The sequence below is a fragment of the Corallococcus sp. AB045 genome (genome assembly GCF_003668895.1).
GTDB lineage: Bacteria > Myxococcota > Myxococcia > Myxococcales > Myxococcaceae > Corallococcus > Corallococcus coralloides.
The window spans coordinates 20,869-36,367 of the sequence record NZ_RAWN01000086.1 but is presented as its reverse complement, the minus strand read 5'-3'; the positions used below and the strand labels follow the sequence as shown (position 1 = coordinate 36,367).

At 69.8% G+C, this 15,499-nt stretch carries 17 protein-coding genes and 1 pseudogene; 16 read left to right on the top strand and 2 right to left on the bottom strand.

Features of this window, described 5'->3' with window-relative positions:
• Positions 1-118 (bottom strand): annotated as a pseudogene (locus D7Y21_RS21230) (phosphoribosylformylglycinamidine cyclo-ligase); the annotation flags it as partial.
• Between the two features lie 152 nt (positions 119-270).
• On the opposite strand from D7Y21_RS21230, the gene D7Y21_RS21225 reads away from it, so the two are divergent.
• The 9 genes from D7Y21_RS21225 to D7Y21_RS21185 all read left to right on the top strand — a co-directional run bounded on the left by D7Y21_RS21225 (position 271) and on the right by D7Y21_RS21185 (position 10,861).
• The gene (locus D7Y21_RS21225) at positions 271-921 is read left to right on the top strand and encodes a Crp/Fnr family transcriptional regulator (protein ID WP_014398127.1); all 651 of its coding nucleotides are present in this window, start codon (positions 271-273) and stop codon (positions 919-921) included.
• Between the two features lies 1 nt (position 922).
• Complete coding sequence (locus tag D7Y21_RS21220; protein ID WP_120566514.1) at positions 923-1,678, top strand: MBL fold metallo-hydrolase; 756 nt, start codon at positions 923-925, stop codon at positions 1,676-1,678.
• Positions 1,679-1,746: 68 nt separating this feature from the next.
• Positions 1,747-2,598: an acetyl-CoA carboxylase, carboxyltransferase subunit beta gene (accD, locus tag D7Y21_RS21215; protein ID WP_120566515.1), complete on the top strand. Its 852-nt coding sequence runs from the start codon at positions 1,747-1,749 to the stop codon at positions 2,596-2,598.
• 19 nt (positions 2,599-2,617) lie between these two features.
• Positions 2,618-3,922 (top strand): folylpolyglutamate synthase/dihydrofolate synthase family protein, encoded by a 1,305-nt coding sequence (locus D7Y21_RS21210; protein ID WP_199735469.1) that lies wholly within the window; start codon positions 2,618-2,620, stop codon positions 3,920-3,922.
• Positions 3,923-3,940: 18 nt separating this feature from the next.
• Complete coding sequence (locus D7Y21_RS21205; protein ID WP_120566516.1) at positions 3,941-5,212, top strand: alpha/beta fold hydrolase; 1,272 nt, start codon at positions 3,941-3,943, stop codon at positions 5,210-5,212.
• Between the two features lie 98 nt (positions 5,213-5,310).
• Positions 5,311-6,810: an AMIN domain-containing protein gene (locus tag D7Y21_RS21200; RefSeq protein WP_199735468.1), complete on the top strand. Its 1,500-nt coding sequence runs from the start codon at positions 5,311-5,313 to the stop codon at positions 6,808-6,810.
• Positions 6,811-6,861: 51 nt separating this feature from the next.
• Positions 6,862-9,525, top strand: a complete 2,664-nt coding sequence (locus tag D7Y21_RS21195) for an LPS-assembly protein LptD (RefSeq protein WP_121715328.1) — start codon at positions 6,862-6,864, stop codon at positions 9,523-9,525.
• A gap of 67 nt (positions 9,526-9,592) precedes the next feature.
• A complete protein-coding gene (locus D7Y21_RS21190; RefSeq protein ID WP_014398120.1) occupies positions 9,593-9,943 on the top strand; it encodes a helix-turn-helix domain-containing protein in 351 nt (116 codons plus the stop codon).
• Between the two features lie 153 nt (positions 9,944-10,096).
• A complete protein-coding gene (locus tag D7Y21_RS21185) occupies positions 10,097-10,861 on the top strand; it encodes a TetR/AcrR family transcriptional regulator (RefSeq protein ID WP_120566560.1) in 765 nt (254 codons plus the stop codon).
• An 18-nt stretch (positions 10,862-10,879) separates the two neighbouring features.
• Here the strand turns inward: D7Y21_RS21185 and D7Y21_RS21180 are convergent, their stop codons facing one another.
• The gene (locus D7Y21_RS21180; RefSeq protein ID WP_121715326.1) at positions 10,880-11,950 is read right to left on the bottom strand and encodes a M23 family metallopeptidase; all 1,071 of its coding nucleotides are present in this window, start codon (positions 11,948-11,950) and stop codon (positions 10,880-10,882) included.
• A gap of 315 nt (positions 11,951-12,265) precedes the next feature.
• Between D7Y21_RS21180 and D7Y21_RS21175 the strand changes: the two genes are divergently transcribed.
• From D7Y21_RS21175 to D7Y21_RS21145, 7 genes are all read left to right on the top strand, one after another.
• On the top strand, positions 12,266-12,781 hold the full coding sequence (locus D7Y21_RS21175) for a hypothetical protein (protein WP_120566520.1): 516 nt from the start codon (positions 12,266-12,268) through the stop codon (positions 12,779-12,781).
• 25 nt (positions 12,782-12,806) lie between these two features.
• A complete protein-coding gene (locus D7Y21_RS21170; protein WP_014398116.1) occupies positions 12,807-13,571 on the top strand; it encodes an endonuclease/exonuclease/phosphatase family protein in 765 nt (254 codons plus the stop codon).
• A 169-nt stretch (positions 13,572-13,740) separates the two neighbouring features.
• Complete coding sequence (locus D7Y21_RS21165) at positions 13,741-14,172, top strand: phage holin family protein (protein WP_121715324.1); 432 nt, start codon at positions 13,741-13,743, stop codon at positions 14,170-14,172.
• Positions 14,162-14,371, top strand: a complete 210-nt coding sequence (locus D7Y21_RS21160; protein ID WP_014398114.1) for a DUF3618 domain-containing protein — start codon at positions 14,162-14,164, stop codon at positions 14,369-14,371. The genes D7Y21_RS21165 and D7Y21_RS21160 overlap by 11 nt, the downstream gene beginning before the upstream one ends.
• A 73-nt stretch (positions 14,372-14,444) precedes the next feature.
• A complete protein-coding gene (locus D7Y21_RS21155) occupies positions 14,445-14,639 on the top strand; it encodes a hypothetical protein (protein WP_120566522.1) in 195 nt (64 codons plus the stop codon).
• 26 nt (positions 14,640-14,665) lie between these two features.
• Positions 14,666-15,046, top strand: coding sequence for a hypothetical protein (locus tag D7Y21_RS21150; RefSeq protein ID WP_120566523.1), 381 nt, complete (start codon positions 14,666-14,668; stop codon positions 15,044-15,046).
• Between the two features lie 54 nt (positions 15,047-15,100).
• A complete protein-coding gene (locus D7Y21_RS21145) occupies positions 15,101-15,409 on the top strand; it encodes a YtxH domain-containing protein (protein ID WP_120566524.1) in 309 nt (102 codons plus the stop codon).
• Positions 15,410-15,499: the final 90 nt, after the last annotated feature.

The following is a 15,499-nucleotide window of genomic DNA, read 5'->3' as shown; positions in this document are numbered from 1 at the left end:
CACCCACCCCGCCCAGGACTTCAGGGCGCGTGGTGCGCGCGGCATGGGGCTTGATCTTCTCGACGAACGCGTCGCCGGCCTCGATGTCTACTCCGGACTGCTTGTAGGTCGTTCCCACGGGCCGGCCTTGTACCCCTCCCGGGGGTCCCTGTCTCGGGCCTCGGATGGGACGTGTCGGGTTTGCGGCGGCGCACTGCCCTCGGGCGCCCGCACGATATCGGTCTGGGATATTTGACCGGTGGGGTGGGGGCTGATTGACTCGCGGGCCAGATGGGCGCCGAGGAAACCCTCTTTCAACGTTTTGGCAAGGAGTTCCCCAAGGGCACCGAGCTCTTCCGCGAGGGAGAGATCGGCAAGGAGATGTTCGTCATCCAGTCCGGGAAGATCGCCATCTCCAAGCGCGTGCGCGACGTGGAGAAGGTGCTCGCGGTCCTGGGGCCGGGCGAATTCTTCGGGGAGATGGCCATCATCTCCAACAAGCCCCGGAACGCCTCCGCCGTGGTGCATGACGACGCGAAGCTGCTCGTCATCGACCCCAAGACCTTCGAGGCGATGATCCGCGGCAACGCGGAGATCGCCGTGCGGATGATCAAGAAGCTGGCCGAGCGCCTCTCCGAGGCGGACGCCCAGATCGAAAACCTGCTCCACGGCGACCCCGCCAGCCGCGTCGTGCATCAAATCCTCCAGGCCTGCCAGACGCGCGGCCGGCCGCTGGAGGAGGGCGTGGAGGTGGACTTCGCCATCCGGGAGATGCCCCGGCAGATTGGCGTGGGCGAGCCCGCCGTGCGCAGCATGCTGGAGCGCCTGGAGCGCGCGGGCCTCATCGAGCGCAGCGGTGACAGGGTGACCGTGTACGACACGGCCCGGCTGCATGACTTCCTCAACTACCTCGAGATGAAGTGGAAGTTCGGAGACCTCTAGCGTGAAGCTGCAAGTCCTCGGGTGCCACGGCGGCGAGCTTCCCACGTGCAGGAGCACCTGCTTCCTCGTGGACGACGTGCTCGCGCTCGACGCGGGCGCACTCACCGGCACGCTCTCGTTGGATCAGCTCTGCAAGGTGGACGACGTGCTCGTCGGCCACAGCCACTTCGACCATGTGAAGGACCTGCCGCTGCTCGCCGACCTGGTCATCGGCCGCAGGGACAAGCCCGTCACCATCCATGCCTCCCGCGAGTGCGCGAAAGCGCTGCGCGAGAACATGTTCAACAACTCGCTGTGGCCGGACTTCACGCGCATCCCCACGCGCCACAAGCCCGTCCTGGCCATCAAGACCTTCCGCGCCGGCAGCACCTTCCAGGTGGGCCCCTACACCGTGAAGAGCGTGCCGGTGAGCCACCCCGTGGAGTCGTGCGCCTTCATCATCAGCGACGGCAAGACGTCGCTGGCCATGAGCGGCGACACCGGCCCCACGGACAAGCTGTGGAAGGCGCTCAACGCCACGAAGAACCTGAAGGCGCTGCTGCTGGAAGCCAGCTTCCCCAACAGCCTCCAGGCCCTGGCGGACATCTCCGGCCACCTGACGCCCGCCACCGTGGGCTCGGAGCTGCGCAAGTTCGACCGCAACGGCGCCCAGGTGATGCTCTACCACCTGAAGCCCGCCTTCGTGACCCAGCTCAAGAAGGAGCTGGCCCCGCTGCCCGTGAACGTCCTGGAACTGGGCGAGACGTTCCAGTTCTAGGGACGTGCCGCGGCGCGGCGTACGCGGGTATTGACGGCCCGCGACGGGCGGATTAACCCCCGGGCCTCATGGCCTGGTTCTCCAAGAAGCCCCGCATCGCCGTCGACGCAGAGAAAGCCGCCGAGCCCCAGCCCTCCCGCATGCAGGGGCTCTGGGCCAAGTGCGAGCAGTGCGACGAGATCATCTACCGCCAGGAGCTCGAGAAGAACTGGATGGTGTGCATGCACTGCGAGCACCACCACGCCTGGACGGCTCGCGCGCGGCTGGCGGCCACGCTGGATCCGGACTCCTTCGAGGAGTTCGACAAGGCGCTGGAGCCCCAGGACCCGCTCGGCTTCACCGACTCCAAGAAGTACAAGGACCGGCTCAAGTCCACGCGCAAGAACCTGGAGGAGAACGACGCGTTCATCTCCGGCGTGGGCCGCATCGAAGGCCACCCCGTCTCCATCGGCTCCTTCGTCTTCGAGTTCATGGGCGGCTCCATGGGCTCCGTGGTGGGTGAGAAGGTCACGCGCGTGTTCGAGCGCGCCTTCGAGCTCAAGTGCCCCGCGGTGGTGTTCTCCGCCTCCGGCGGCGCGCGCATGCAGGAGGGCATCTTCTCCCTGATGCAGATGGCGAAGACGTCCGCGGCCATTGCCCGCTTCCGCACCAGCGGCAAGCCGTACGTCTCCGTGATGCTCAACCCCACCACGGGCGGCGTGGCCGCGTCCTTCTCCTGGCTGGGCGACATCATCCTCGCGGAGCCCAAGGCCCTCATCGGCTTCGCCGGCCCGCGCGTCATCGAGCAGACCATCCGCCAGAAGCTGCCGGAGGGCTTCCAGCGCTCGGAGTTCCTGCTGGATCACGGGATGATCGACGCCATCGTCCACCGCAAGGACCTGCGCGCGAAGCTGGGCCAGATCCTCGGCATGCTGGGGTAGGGCGGCGGGCCTTCCACCCATGGACGCGCCCCGCACCCCCGAAGAGGCCCTGCGCTTCTTCCAGGCGCTCAACCCCTCCGGCATCAAGCTGGGGCTGGAGCGGGTGAGGGACGCGCTCGCCGCGCTGGATCACCCGGAGCGGGATTACCCGGCGCTGCACGTCGCCGGCACCAACGGCAAGGGCAGCACCTGCGCCTTCGTGGCGCGCGCGCTGGAGGCCGCCGGCCACCGTGTGGGGCTCTACACGTCCCCGCACCTGGTGCGCGTCAACGAGCGGATCCGCGTCTCCGGTGAGGACATCCCGGACGACGTCTTCGGGCAGCGCATCCTGGAGGTCCTGGAGCGCTACCCCTCCGCGCTGTCGGACCCGATGACGTACTTCGAGTTCGGCACCGTGGTCGCGCTCTGGCACTTCTCCCGCGAGCGCGTGGACGTGGCCGTGCTGGAGACGGGCCTGGGCGGCCGGCTGGACGCCACCACCGCCGCGAACCCCGTCGTCACGTGCGTCACCCCCGTGTCCTTCGACCACATGGAGTACCTGGGGCACTCGCTCCGGGAGATCGCCGGGGAGAAGGCCGGCATCTTCAAGTTCGGCGTGCCGGTGGTCCTGTCCCGGCAGGAGCCGGAGGCCCTGGACGCGCTCCTGCGCCGCGCGGAGCAGCTCGCCGTGCCCGTCCAGGTGGAGCGCCGCGACTTCGGCATCGACCTCGGGTCCGATGGGACGCTTTTCTACCGGGGACCCGCCTGGTCGCTCGACGGCCTCACGATTTCGCTGCGCGGTCCGTATCAGCACCAGAACGCGGCGGTGGCCCTGGCCTGTCTGGAGGCCCTCCATGCCCGGGGCGTAGCGGTGACGCCGGAGGCCGCGCGCGAGGGGCTGGCCACGGCGCGCTGGCCGGGGCGGCTGGAGGAGGTGTCCCAGGAGCCGACGGTGGTGGTGGACGGCGCCCACAACCCGGCGGGCGTGGCGGTGCTACTGGAGGCCCTGGACTCGCTCTATGCCGGGCGGCCGTTGCACCTCGTCTTCGGGGTGGTGGCGGACAAGGACCGGGGGCCGATGATGCGAGCCCTGTTTCCGCTGGCGGCCTCTGTTCACCTCACGCCGCTGGACACGCCGCGCTCGCTTGCCCCGGAGCGATACATCGCTGAAGCACGGACTTTGTGTTCACGGGTCGTCGCGCACTCCTCCCTGGAGGAGGCCCTTGCCGGAGCGAGAACCGATGCAGTGGGTCGTCCGGACGGCGTGGTACTCGCTACAGGCTCACTGTTCCTGGTAGGCGCCGTGAAGCGATGGGTCGACCGAAGCCTTGGCGCGATGCGGTAGCAGCAGTAACTTTGCGACATGCGCCTGCCGGACTGGAGATCAGCGCTCCCGGGACCTCCGATGCCCACCGTCGACGAGGTCGACTTCCGGGCGCTGTACTCCAAGACCAACTACGTGGTGGAGACGGCGGACGGCTGGTCGCTCGTCATCACGCGCTACCGGCCGGTGAAACAGGCGTTCGCGCAGCCGCTGTTCGGTGAGCCGCTGCTGCTGGTGCACGGCTTCTCCCAGAACCGGCACACGTGGACGAGCGGCCAGTTCGTCAAGAACCTGCTCTTCTTCGGCGTGGACATCCACATCCTGGAGCTGCGCGGGCACGGCAAGAGCTCCATCGCCTTCCAGAAGGAGCGCGCGGAGCGCTTCAAGCGCCCGCTGCCGCAGGACCTGGACTACGGCTGGGACCTGGACAGCTACTTCCTCTACGACCTGCCGGCGGCCGTCTCCGGCGTCAAACGCATCACCCGCCGTGAGCGCGTCTTCTACTGCGGCCACTCCATGGGCGGCATGCTGGGCTACGGCTACGCCGGCATCCACGACGACTTCGAGGGCCTCATCACCATCGGGTCGCCCGCGGACCTGGGGCGCGGCTTCATGCTCCTGCGCGCGCTGGCGCACGGCTCACCGCTCGTCGCGAGCGCCGTGGACCTGACGCTGGGCGGACTGAACCTGAACCGCCGCGCGTCCTCGCTGGGCCGGTCGCTGCTGGCGAAGGGGGCGGGCGCCTTCAGCCCCGCGCTCCAGAAGCGCCTGGAGCCGGACGTGCCCAAGCCGCTCGTGTTCAACGCGGTGCCGGTGGACGTGGTGCTCAAGTGGGTGGAGCGCCAGCTGTCGCAAGCGGACGAGTCCGCGCTGTATCAGCGTTTCACGCGCAAGCTGAACCGGCTCATCAATACCGAACGCGTCAGCCGGGACGACATCCGGTGGCTCCTGCGCGAGGGCGGCGAGCGGGAGCCCCGCAAGGTGATTGAACAGTTCGCCCGGTGGATCCGCCGCGGCGAGATGGTCTGCTACCGCACGGACTACGACTTCAAGCGCGGCTTCGGGAAGATTGAAATCCCCATGGCCATCATCTTCGGGGACCTGGATCCGCTGGCTTCTGTTGAGTCCACGCGCAGCGTCTACCGCGCCGCGAAGAGCGAGTACCTGCTGTGGCGGCCGGTGAAGGGCAACAGCCACGTCGAGCTCACCATGGGGCACGACATCCGGCAGATCTGCTACGACATCAAGAACCTCATCGAATACACCCGCACGCACCGCACGCGCTCGCCGGCCCTGCCGCGCTTGCGTTGAAGCGCGGACGTTCCGGCCAGACTGAAAAGTTGGTGCCACCTGGGTGCGTGATAATTTCGTGCGCGTCTGTCTTCTGACGCATGTCACGGGAGTGGTCGATGAGGGGCTTGGCGGTGTCGCTGCTCGGGTTGTGGCTGGTGCCCCTGGTGGCGCTGGCTCAGCAGCCGGTGGACTACAACACCATCACGTCCGTCACCGTCAGCGGCGGAACGGTGGAGATCTCCGGCAGCAAGAAGGCGGACTTCAACAGCTTCACCATGACGGACCCTCCCCGGCTCGTCATCGACGTGTCCGGCGCCGTCTTCAAGGACGTGCCGGAGGAGCTGCCGGTGGGCAACGGCACCGTGACGGGCATCCGCACGCAGGCCTATGGCACGGAGTCCTCGTCCATCGCGCGCATCCTCATCGGCTATGAGCGCGAGGTGGAGACGGACATCCAGACCTCCGGCAACAAGCTGGTGGTGAAGGTCCTGGGAAGCGGGGGCGGCGCGGTCGTCGCGCAGGTCACGCCCACGGAAGGGCAGGGCACCCCCGCGCAAGGGGCCACCGCGGCCAACACCCAGGCCGGCTCGAACGCGCAGGACGCGGCCCGCGCCGCCGCGTCGGACCGGGAGGCGCAGGAGAAGGCCGTGAAGGCCGCCGCTGACGCCGCCCGGGCGGAGCGCGAGGCCCAGGAGAAGGCCGCCGCCGAGGCCACCGCCCGCGCCAAGGCGGATGCGGACGCGGAGCGCAAGCGCCAGGAGGAGGCCCAGGCCTCCGCGAAGCGCCAGGACGAGGAGCGCCGCGCGTCGGAGCAGGCCGCCGCCGCGGAGCGCAAGCGTCAGGAAGAGGAGGCCCAGGCCGCCGCGAAGCGCGCCGAGGATGAGCGCCGCGCCACCGCGCAGGCCTCCGCCGACCAGAAGCGCCAGCGGGAGGAGGACGCGAAGGCCGCCGCCAAGGCCGCCGCGGACGAGAAGCGCGCCGCCGCGCAGGCCGCCGCCGAGGAGCGCCAGGCCGCCGCGAAGACGGCCGTGGAGCAGAAGCGCGCCGCCGCGCAGACGGCTGCCGAGGCGAAGCGCCTGAAGGAAGAGGAGCGCCAGGCCGCCGCGCAGGCCCGCCGCGAGGAGCAGCAGTCGGCCCGCGAGGCCGCCGCCGACCAGAAGCGCCAGCGTGCGGCGGAGGCCCGTGAGCGCCGCGAGCAGGCCCTGGCGGCCCGTGAGTCGCGCGCCCGCCCCAGCCAGGGCAGCGCCGCGGCCGAGTCGCGCGAGAGCGGCGGGGGCACGGTGTCGTCGCGCCGCAAGACGATGACGCAGATTGGCTTCCAGCAGCAGTCGGACAGCTCGCGCGTCTTCGTGCGCACCAACGAGCCGGTGCGCTACACGGTGAGCACCTCCGGCAAACAGGTGGTGCTGGAGCTGGAGAACACGCGCGTGGTGGAGTCCAACAACACGCTGCCCCTGGACACGCACTTCTTCCCGTCGGCCGTGTCGCGGGTGGAGGCGTTCTCCGGCGCGGGCCAGACGGTGCGCGTCGTCATCCAGCTGAAGCAGGGGGTTCGTTATGAGACACGCCAGGAAGGCGGCCTCATCACCCTCGACTTCCCGCGCCCGGGCCGGTAGGACGGGGCGGGCGCCGTTGCCGGCACGGCGCCCACCGCCCACGCCTCCCGCATGACCTTCCTTGCCCCGGTCGTCCTGACGCTCTGGGTGTCGGCCCAGATTCCGCTGGCCACGCAGGTGGAACTCCCCACCGGCGAGGTCGTGGAGTTGGCGGCCGACTACGTCGTCTTCGAGAACGACATCCTCACCGCCCGAGGCCACTGCGAGCTGCGCAGCGGCCCCAACGTGCTGCGCGCGGATGAAGTGACGTACAGCGAGGCCACGCAGGTGGCCACCGCCACTGGCAACGTGATGTTCGTCAGCGGCCTGATGGCCGCCATCGCGGACGACGTGCGCGTGGACCTGCGCACCAACGAGGCCAACGTGAAGGGCGGCCTCTTCATGCAGAAGAAGGGCGTCACCCCCGAAGCGCTCCAGGCCGCCAAGACGCCGGACGAGCTGCGCAAGATGGGGGAGACGCCCGTCCTCATGAGCGGCACGCGCATCCGCCGCACCGGGGAGACGGCCTTCTCCGTGGATGGTCTGGCCTTCACCCCGTGCCAGTGCGGCCCGGGCGAGCCCAGCTGGCGCGTGGAGGCGAAGGAGGCCAACGTGAAGATGGGCGAGCGCGCCATCCTCACCTGGCCCGTGGTGTACGTGCGCTCGGTGCCGGTGTTCGCGCTGCCGTGGCTGTACCTGCCCCTGGCCGAGCGCCGCTCCGGCCTGCTCATCCCCCGTCCGGCCAACTCCGGCCTCAACGGCTTCTCGCTGGAACAGCCCGTCTTCCTCACGCTGGGGGAGAGCTACGACCTGACCTTTACCCCGGGCATCTACACGGGGAGCAGTGACCTCGACACGCTCCGGGTGGACGCGGCGGGCAACCCCATCTTCGAGCCCCGTCTGAACGGCGTGAAGGGACCGCGGCTGCTCACCGAATTCCGCTACGTCCCCAGCGACCGCACCCGGGGCCGCGCCACCCTGGGGTTCCTCTACGACCTGCGGCCCCGGCTCAATCCGACCACCTTCTTGTTCATGCGCGAAGGGGGCACCGATTCCGGCGCCATCCTGGACGACAAGCGGGGCCTGCGCGGCGAGGCGTCCTGGCAGCACACGCAGGACATGGGCGACGGCTGGCACGACCGCGTGGACGCGTACTTCGTGTCGGACGGCTTCTACACGCGCGACCTCACCGCCGACCTGCTGGTGCAGAACACCAACTACCTGCGCAGCACCGCCGTGGTGTACCAGCGCCGCGACGACCGCTACCTGGGGCTGGACGTGTCGCTGCGCCAGGACCTGCGCTACCCGTTCCGCTTCTTCCAGACGAACACCATCCCCGCCGAGGCCACGACGGACAACGTCGCCAGGACCCCCCACGGTCCCACGACGTTCCAGCGCCTGCCGGGCATCACCCTGGCCCTGCCGCAGCGGCCCCTCTTCGGCGGGCGCGTGATGGGTGGAATGCAGGTGGAGTACACCCGGCTGGCGCCCCTGCGCAGCGGCGGTTTCGCGGATGACGGCTCCGACGGGCTCTACTCGCTCAATGGCTTCTGGCGCCCCGAGGGCACGCCTCCCGACGCCGCGGCCGTGGTCGATGAGCTGGAGGGCAACGGCCGCCTGGACCCCACCGAGCGCGAGGGCCGTGACCGCGTGGCGTTGGCCTCGCGCCTGTCCACGTCCTACGGGCTGGGCAACTGGGGCCGGCTGACGCCTTCCGTGGGGCTGCGCCAGGACGTGTCCGTGGGCGAGGTCTCCGGCCGCACCGCCGCGCGAGGCTATGCGCTGGCGGACCTGGCGCTGGACTCGCAGCTGGCGCGCACCTTCGTGGACCGGGACACGCTCTACCGGCACACGCTGTCCCCGTCGGTGAACCTGCGCTACGTGCCCGGCGGCTGGGGCCACGGGCTCACCGCCCTCAACGGCATTGGCACCGGCACCGTGCCGCTCATCTATGACGAGTGGGACTCTGCGGTGCCGCTCCAGTCCGACGGCAGCGTGCGCGGCTTCCTCCACGCAGTGGTCGCCGTGGACCAGACGCTGCGCGTGCGCAAGGGGCCCACGACCCGCGAACCGCTGCGCCTGCGCATCGGCCAGGGCTTCGACCTGTCGCGCATCGCGCCCGTCGCGGGCCGGGACATGGTGCAGGGCAGCGTGCTGCGCGACACCTTCGCGCGCCTGTCCGCCAGCGCCGGCGTCCTCACCGCGGGCGGGCTCGTGCGCATGGATCCAACGACGCTCGACATCACCCAGCTGTCCGCCGACTTCACCATCGACAACGGCAAGGGCAACGCGCTGTACGCGCGCTACGACGACCTGCTGGCCGTGAAACAATTGTCAATTGATCGTGGGTTGGATCCTTTGGCACAAGGACCCGATTTCGCGCGCCGGGGGGTGGACATGCTGGTGGGAGACGCACCTCGTCCCCTCCCGTCCCACAACGACCAACTCGACCCCTCTCCGACCGAACGGGCACAGGCTCTCACTGTCGGTACGCGAATCAAGCTCGGATTTGGGCTCGGGTTGCGATACGAAGCACTGGTGCAGCCGCTTTATAAGGATCTGATTACCCAGGAAAGTCAGCCCCTTGCACAGCAGACCTTTGGCGTGTCGTATGGACCCGCCTGTGACTGCTGGCGTATCGAAGGGGTTGTGATCCTGCGGCGCAATCAGACGCCGGAATTCGCCGGCGTGAATTTGAGTGTGGCCGGATTCGGATCCTTCGGGTCGGGAGGATAGGAATCACCCGCCGTACGCGAGCGTTGCACACACCTCGGAAACATCCCCCCTAGAGGAGAAGTACTTCGTGTCGGATCTCGGAAAAAGAATTGGCCAGCGCATTCGCGAGCTTCGCACGCAGCGCCCGGAGCGATGGACGCAGGAAGAGCTCGCGGAGCGAGCGCAGATCAGCGTGTCCTTCCTGTCGATGATCGAACGCGGCGAGCGCGTGCCCCACGTGGAAACCCTGGCGGCCCTTTCCAACGCCCTCAGCGTCAGCCTCGGTGAGCTCTTCACGGGCACCGAGCAGACGCCCGCCCAGACGGAGGACCTGCTGCGTCCCCTGTCTGACTTCGCCCGCGCTCGCGGCCTCAACGCGCGCGACGTGGACCGCCTGCTCGGCGTGGCCCGCGTGATGTTCAACGGCTCGGCGGCCTGAATCCCCTCCCGGGGAGGGCTCTTCCCCGTGCGTATCCCTTCCGCCCGCCTCCCCCCCGGCGCGGCGGAGGGCCCCACGTAAGGATTGACCCCGGAGCCCCGCGTCCGTAGCGTGGCTGGCTGATTCTTGAATCAACCAGCCGTGGGAGGACGCGTGGGCCAGCAGAAGACGGCGCCGGAGAGCGGGACGCGGGAGAGCGAGCGCCGCCGCACCATCCTGCGGGCCGCCATCGACGTGTTCGCCCGCAAGGGCTACCACGGCTGCCGTATCGCGGACGTCGCCAAGGAGGCGGGCGTCGCGTACGGGCTCGTCTACCACTACTTCAAGAACAAGGATGAGCTGCTGGAGACCGTCTTCGAGACGGGCTGGAGCGGCTTCATCGCGCGTGCGCGCGCCGTCGCGGAGAGCGAGGGGCCGCTGGTGGAGAAGGTCCGCCGCATCGCGGACGTGGCCTTCGAGGCCTACCGCGTGGACCCCCGCGCGGTGAAGGTGCTCATTCTCGAGATTGCCCGTTCACCGGCCGGAGCCCGCATCAACCGGCAGACGGCCTTCGTGGACGTCATCCGCCTGAGCGCGCAGATGTTCACCCGCGCGAAGGAGTCGGGGGAGCTGCGCCCGGACGTGGATCCGCTGCTCGCGTCCGCGCTGCTCTTCGGCTCCATCGAAATGGGGCTCACCGCCTTCGTCGTGGGGCTGGCGGACGCGCGCGACACGGTGATGCTCGAGCGCGCGAAGGCGCAGATCGCCGACTCGTTCCTCCACGGCGTGCTGCTCAGCGGCGCGTCCCCCAAGGCGGACGTCGCGAAGCAGGAGCCCGCGAAGCACGAGCTTCCGAAGGGCGAGGAGCCTCAGGAGGACGCGGCCCCGCTGAAGCGGGAGAAGGCCGCGCCCAGGGCCCGGGCGCCCAAGCGCGGCTGAAGAAGGCCGCGCGGCGCGCTACGGGTTGCCCATGCCGGGCGCGTTGGTGGCCACGCCCGGCGCTTCCGGCGCGCCGGTGAAGTCCAGCTTGAGCAGCGTCTGGCCATCCACCCAGCGGTCATCCGCCTTCACGCCCCAGTGGAGGTGCGGTCCGGTGACGCGGCCGGTGCTGCCCACCAGGCCCAGCGGATCTCCCTGCTTCACCTGCGCGCCGTCCTTCACGTCGATGCGGGACAGGTGGAAGTACGCGGTGTAGAGCCCCGCGCCGTGGTGCACGAGCACGGTGTTGCCGGACGCGTAGTTTTCGCGCGTCATCACCACCGTGCCGTCGTTGGCCGCGACCACCGGCGAGCCCGTGGCGCCGTCCAGGTCCACGCCGAAGTGCTGCGTCTGCAGCTTGCCGTTGAACGAGCGGCGGTCGCCGAAGGGCGCCGTCACCGTGGCCTCGCGCGGCCATGCGAAGTTCTGGCCGAACAGCGGCGTCTGGAAGGACTGCGCGAACGCCGCGGCGAACGCCTTGCGGTCCGCCTCCATGCGCGCCTTCACCGCCTTGGGCGGCTTCACGTACTTGTTGGCCACGCGCAGCTCGCGCTCGCGGAAGCCCGGCGCGCTCACGTTGAGCACACCGGACAGCAGCACCGGCAGGCCGCGCCCGGGGGCCGTGACGTCCACCGCCACGGTGCCTTCCGTCTGCTCCACCGGCAGGCTGGTGAGGGCCGCGTAGCCGTTGTTCCACGCGAAGAAGCGCAGGGGCCGGCCCGCGATCGTGCCCGTGGGCAGCGAGGACGCGCCGCTCACCGTCACCAGCACCGGGTCGCCCGGCTTGGGGTTGGCGGGCTGGAGCGACAGGTGCGGCCCGCCCACGGGCGCCACCTTCAGCGGAGCCAGCTCTCCCTGGTGCACGGCGCCCTGGGTGGGCGCGCCCGGGGCGCGGAGGCCCGACGTGGAGGGCGTGGCCGTGGAGCCCGGCACGCTGCCCGTCACCACCGCGGAGGAGGCGGTGGGCGTGGCGGCGGCGAGCGCCGGAGACCCGGAGGCGAGCAGGGAGAGGACGAGGAGGCGGACGGCGGGAGGGTTCCGGGCGGGCATGGGCCGTTCTTTACACCACGCGCGCGCGGAACCTTCCCGCGGCGGTGTCGGGCGTGTTGGCTGGCTGCTTCTCTGGCCGAAAGGGCCCGGCTGGATGCCTCCTCTTGGACGTCTGGCCGCCCGTCCCGGAGGCGAGCTCCGGAGGTGTGCCATTGCCGGTACTTGGGTGCCCTCGGAGGCGAAAGGGTGTTCCTGGCCGGACGTGCGGCAGGCAGCCGTGCCAGAACTCCCCATGTCAAGGCGTTACGGACGGCGAGGGGCTCCCTAGCTTTCCCACATCAACGCAGCACATCAATTTCGAAAGGGAGGGCGCGCATGCCTCGCTCCTACAGCTTCGACCACTTCCAGGTACCCAAGACCCTGCCGCCGCAGAAGCGCAGCCTGCGTCAGCGCGACAAGGCGCACCTCGCCCAGTCGTCGCGGGTGCCGGTGGACGAACACGAGGGCATCCACTACGGCAAGAGCCACGCGCAGACGGAGGAGATCCTCACCGCGCGCAAGATGGAGCTTCAGCTGGAGGAGCTGGCCCGTCCGGAGGCGGACGCCAAGTTCTCCCACGGACCGGTGTCGCGTGTGAGCGGGGCCACGAAGAAGCAGCGCAAGGCGGCCGCGTCGCCCGTCATCGGGACGACGGCGCCCATCGGCGCGCTGCCGCCCACCCAGGAGCGGCCGGTGCAGCAGGGCCGTCTGCCGGACCTCATCGACGAGGCGCGCCGGCAGCTCAAGGCCATCCGGACCGGCGTGGGTGACGTGGCTTCGGCGATGCAGCGGCTGGCGTCGCTGCCCCTGGCGGCGGTGCGCCTGGCGGCCCGCCGCATCATTCCCGCCTGAGCAAGAAGGGGAGGGTGAACGACGCGTGGAGCTGACCCTGGTCTCCTACAACATCCACTCCGGCATCGGCGTGGACGGAGCCTTCGACCTGGAGCGCGTGGGCTCGGTGCTCCGCGAAGTGAACGCGGACATCATCGCCCTGCAGGAGGTGGGGGACTTCCGGGGCAAGACGCCCCGGGAGGACCAGCCCGAGCACCTGGCCGAGATGCTCGGGATGCACATGGCCTTCGGACCCAACGTGGTCCGCAACGGCCGCCGGTATGGCAACGCCATCCTCAGCCGGCTGCCGGTGCTCAAGTCGAAGAACTATGACTTGAGCGTGCCGCGCCGGGAGCCCCGGGGCGCGTTGCGGTGCGACCTGGACCTGGGAGGAGGGCAGCAGCTGCACGTCTTCTGCCTCCACCTGGGCCTGTCCGTGAGCGAGCGGCGGCGGCAGGAAGCGCTCCTCCTGTCCGCCGACCTGCTCCGCGACGCGGCCCGCAAGGACCCCATGGTGGTGTGCGGGGACTTCAACTCCTGGGGGAACGGGCCGGTGTCGTCGCTCGTGCGCGAGGCCATCCACGACGCCGCGTTCGAGCTGGGGGCCGCCGCGCGCACGTACCCCACGCGGCTGCCCCTGTTCCGGTTGGACCGCATCTACGTGGACTCGGGGGTGCGGCCCGTGTCGGTGACGCCGCACCGCTCGCCGCTGAGCCGGGTAGCGTCGGACCATCTGCCGCTGGTGATGCGCTTCGAGGCGCCCATCGCCGTGCAGCCGCCTGTCGCACCGCCGGTGCAGCTGATCGGCTAGGGGTGTGGGCTTGCGGTAGGCTCGTTCGTGGGTCCGGTGGTTTCTCGCGTTGAGTGGCCGACGCTTGCGAACGCCGGACAAATTCCTCGCGCCGTGGTTGTCGCGGGGAGGTGGGGTGCCTAGGTTGGCGCCCACGCGCACAGGGACGTGAGCGTCGGCCGGAGAGCGCATGCACGTGGGTAGTGAACAGACGGACCGCGGCGTCGCCGCGCTCGTCGGGCGCATGGCGGACGGCTTCAGTCGGTTGGTGACGCAGCACCTCCAGCTGGCGCGCGTGGAGCTGGCGGAGGACGCGAAGGCCATGGGCCTGGACGTGGCGAGCATCGCCGTGTTCGTGCCCTTCCTGCTCGTGGGGTACGCCTTCATCTGCGGGGCGCTGGCCCTGGTGGGCGCGGTGAACCTGGTGGGCGGCGGCCTGGGCATCCTGCGCGCGGTGAAGCGGATGAAGTCACGCCAGATGATGGATGACAGCGTGAGCGAGCTGTCGCGCAGCATGGCGGCGCTCACCTCGGCGCAGCCGCGGGTGGCCGCGGCGCCCGGGGTGAACACGCTGAAGGACACGACGGGAATGGCTTTCAAGGAGCCGCGGGATGGCCGCTAGCAATGGACACCTGCCGCGCACGAGCGCGGCGCTTCGCGAGGAAATCGAGCGCACCCGGGCCGACCTGGCCACGTCGGTGAGCGCGCTCAAGGTGGAGGTGGCGGAAGTCACCGACTGGCGCCAGTGGGTGCGCAAGCATCCCTACGCCTGCGTGGGGACCGCCTTCCTCGTTGGTTACCTGGTGGGCTCGCGGCGCTGAAGCTGCGCCAGCGGGTCCGGATGCAGAAGCTTCAAGACACAATCGGAAAACGAACGCACAGCAGAGGGCTTCCATGGAAATCAATCCGCAGCAGATGGCAGACCGGGCGCGGCAGCTTCAGGACCAGCTGCCGGACATGGACGAGGCGCGGCAGAACCTGGTGGACCTGAACCACCAGGTCGTCGGGTTCATCAAGGCCAACCCGGGCACGTGCCTCCTGGGCGCCATCGCGGTGGGCTTCATCGTGGGCCGCATCGCGTCCCGCTAACCGGTTGCCTGAAAGGGAGCACGGACATGACGAACTACTCGGGCACGACGGGCAACGGCACGGCGGGACACGGCGACGACGCGGGCTTCGGCCAGCGCGTGGATCAGCTGGGCTCTGACGCGCAGCAGTTCATCGACAACGCGCGCAGCGCGGTGGCGGACCTGGGCCAGACGCTGGACCTGAAGGGCCGCGTGGAGCGCAACCCCTATGGCACGTTGGCCATCGCCGTGGGCGTGGGCTACGTGCTGGGCGGCGGTCTGTTCACGCCGCTGACCGGCCGCATCCTCAAGCTGGGTGTGCGGCTGGCCGCGCTGCCCTTCGTGAAGGATGAGCTGCTGGGCATGGCGGAGTCCGCCTTCCAGGGCTATCAGACGGGCCGGGGCACGCCGCCCTCGGGCAGCGTCTAGGATTTCCGAAGCAACCCGCGTCTTTCCCCCGAAGTCATTTCCCTGGAGTCGGACATGCTGAGCCTGAAGGACTTGAAGAAGCTGGACCGGGACGACGTGCTGGACCTCATCGGCCTGGAGACGCGCCGCACGACGGCGGAGACGGCGCTGCCGGCGCTGGGCATCTTCGCGGCGGGCGTGCTGGTGGGCGTGGGCGTGGGCCTGCTGCTCGCGGACAAGCCGGGCCAGCAGCTGCGCGGTGACCTGCGCCAGCGCATCCAGGGCGGCCAGGACAAGCTCGCCACGGCCATCAACAACGCGCGCGGCACGGAAGGCCAGCAGGGCGCTGGCTCCACGGTGCCGCCGGGCCAGCGGACGACCTGATTCCAGGGCGCGTCTTTGATTCGCACACGGGCCTCTTCCCGCTCCAGGCGGGGAGGGGCCTTCGTGTTTCCAGCGGAGGGGGAGGGCGGA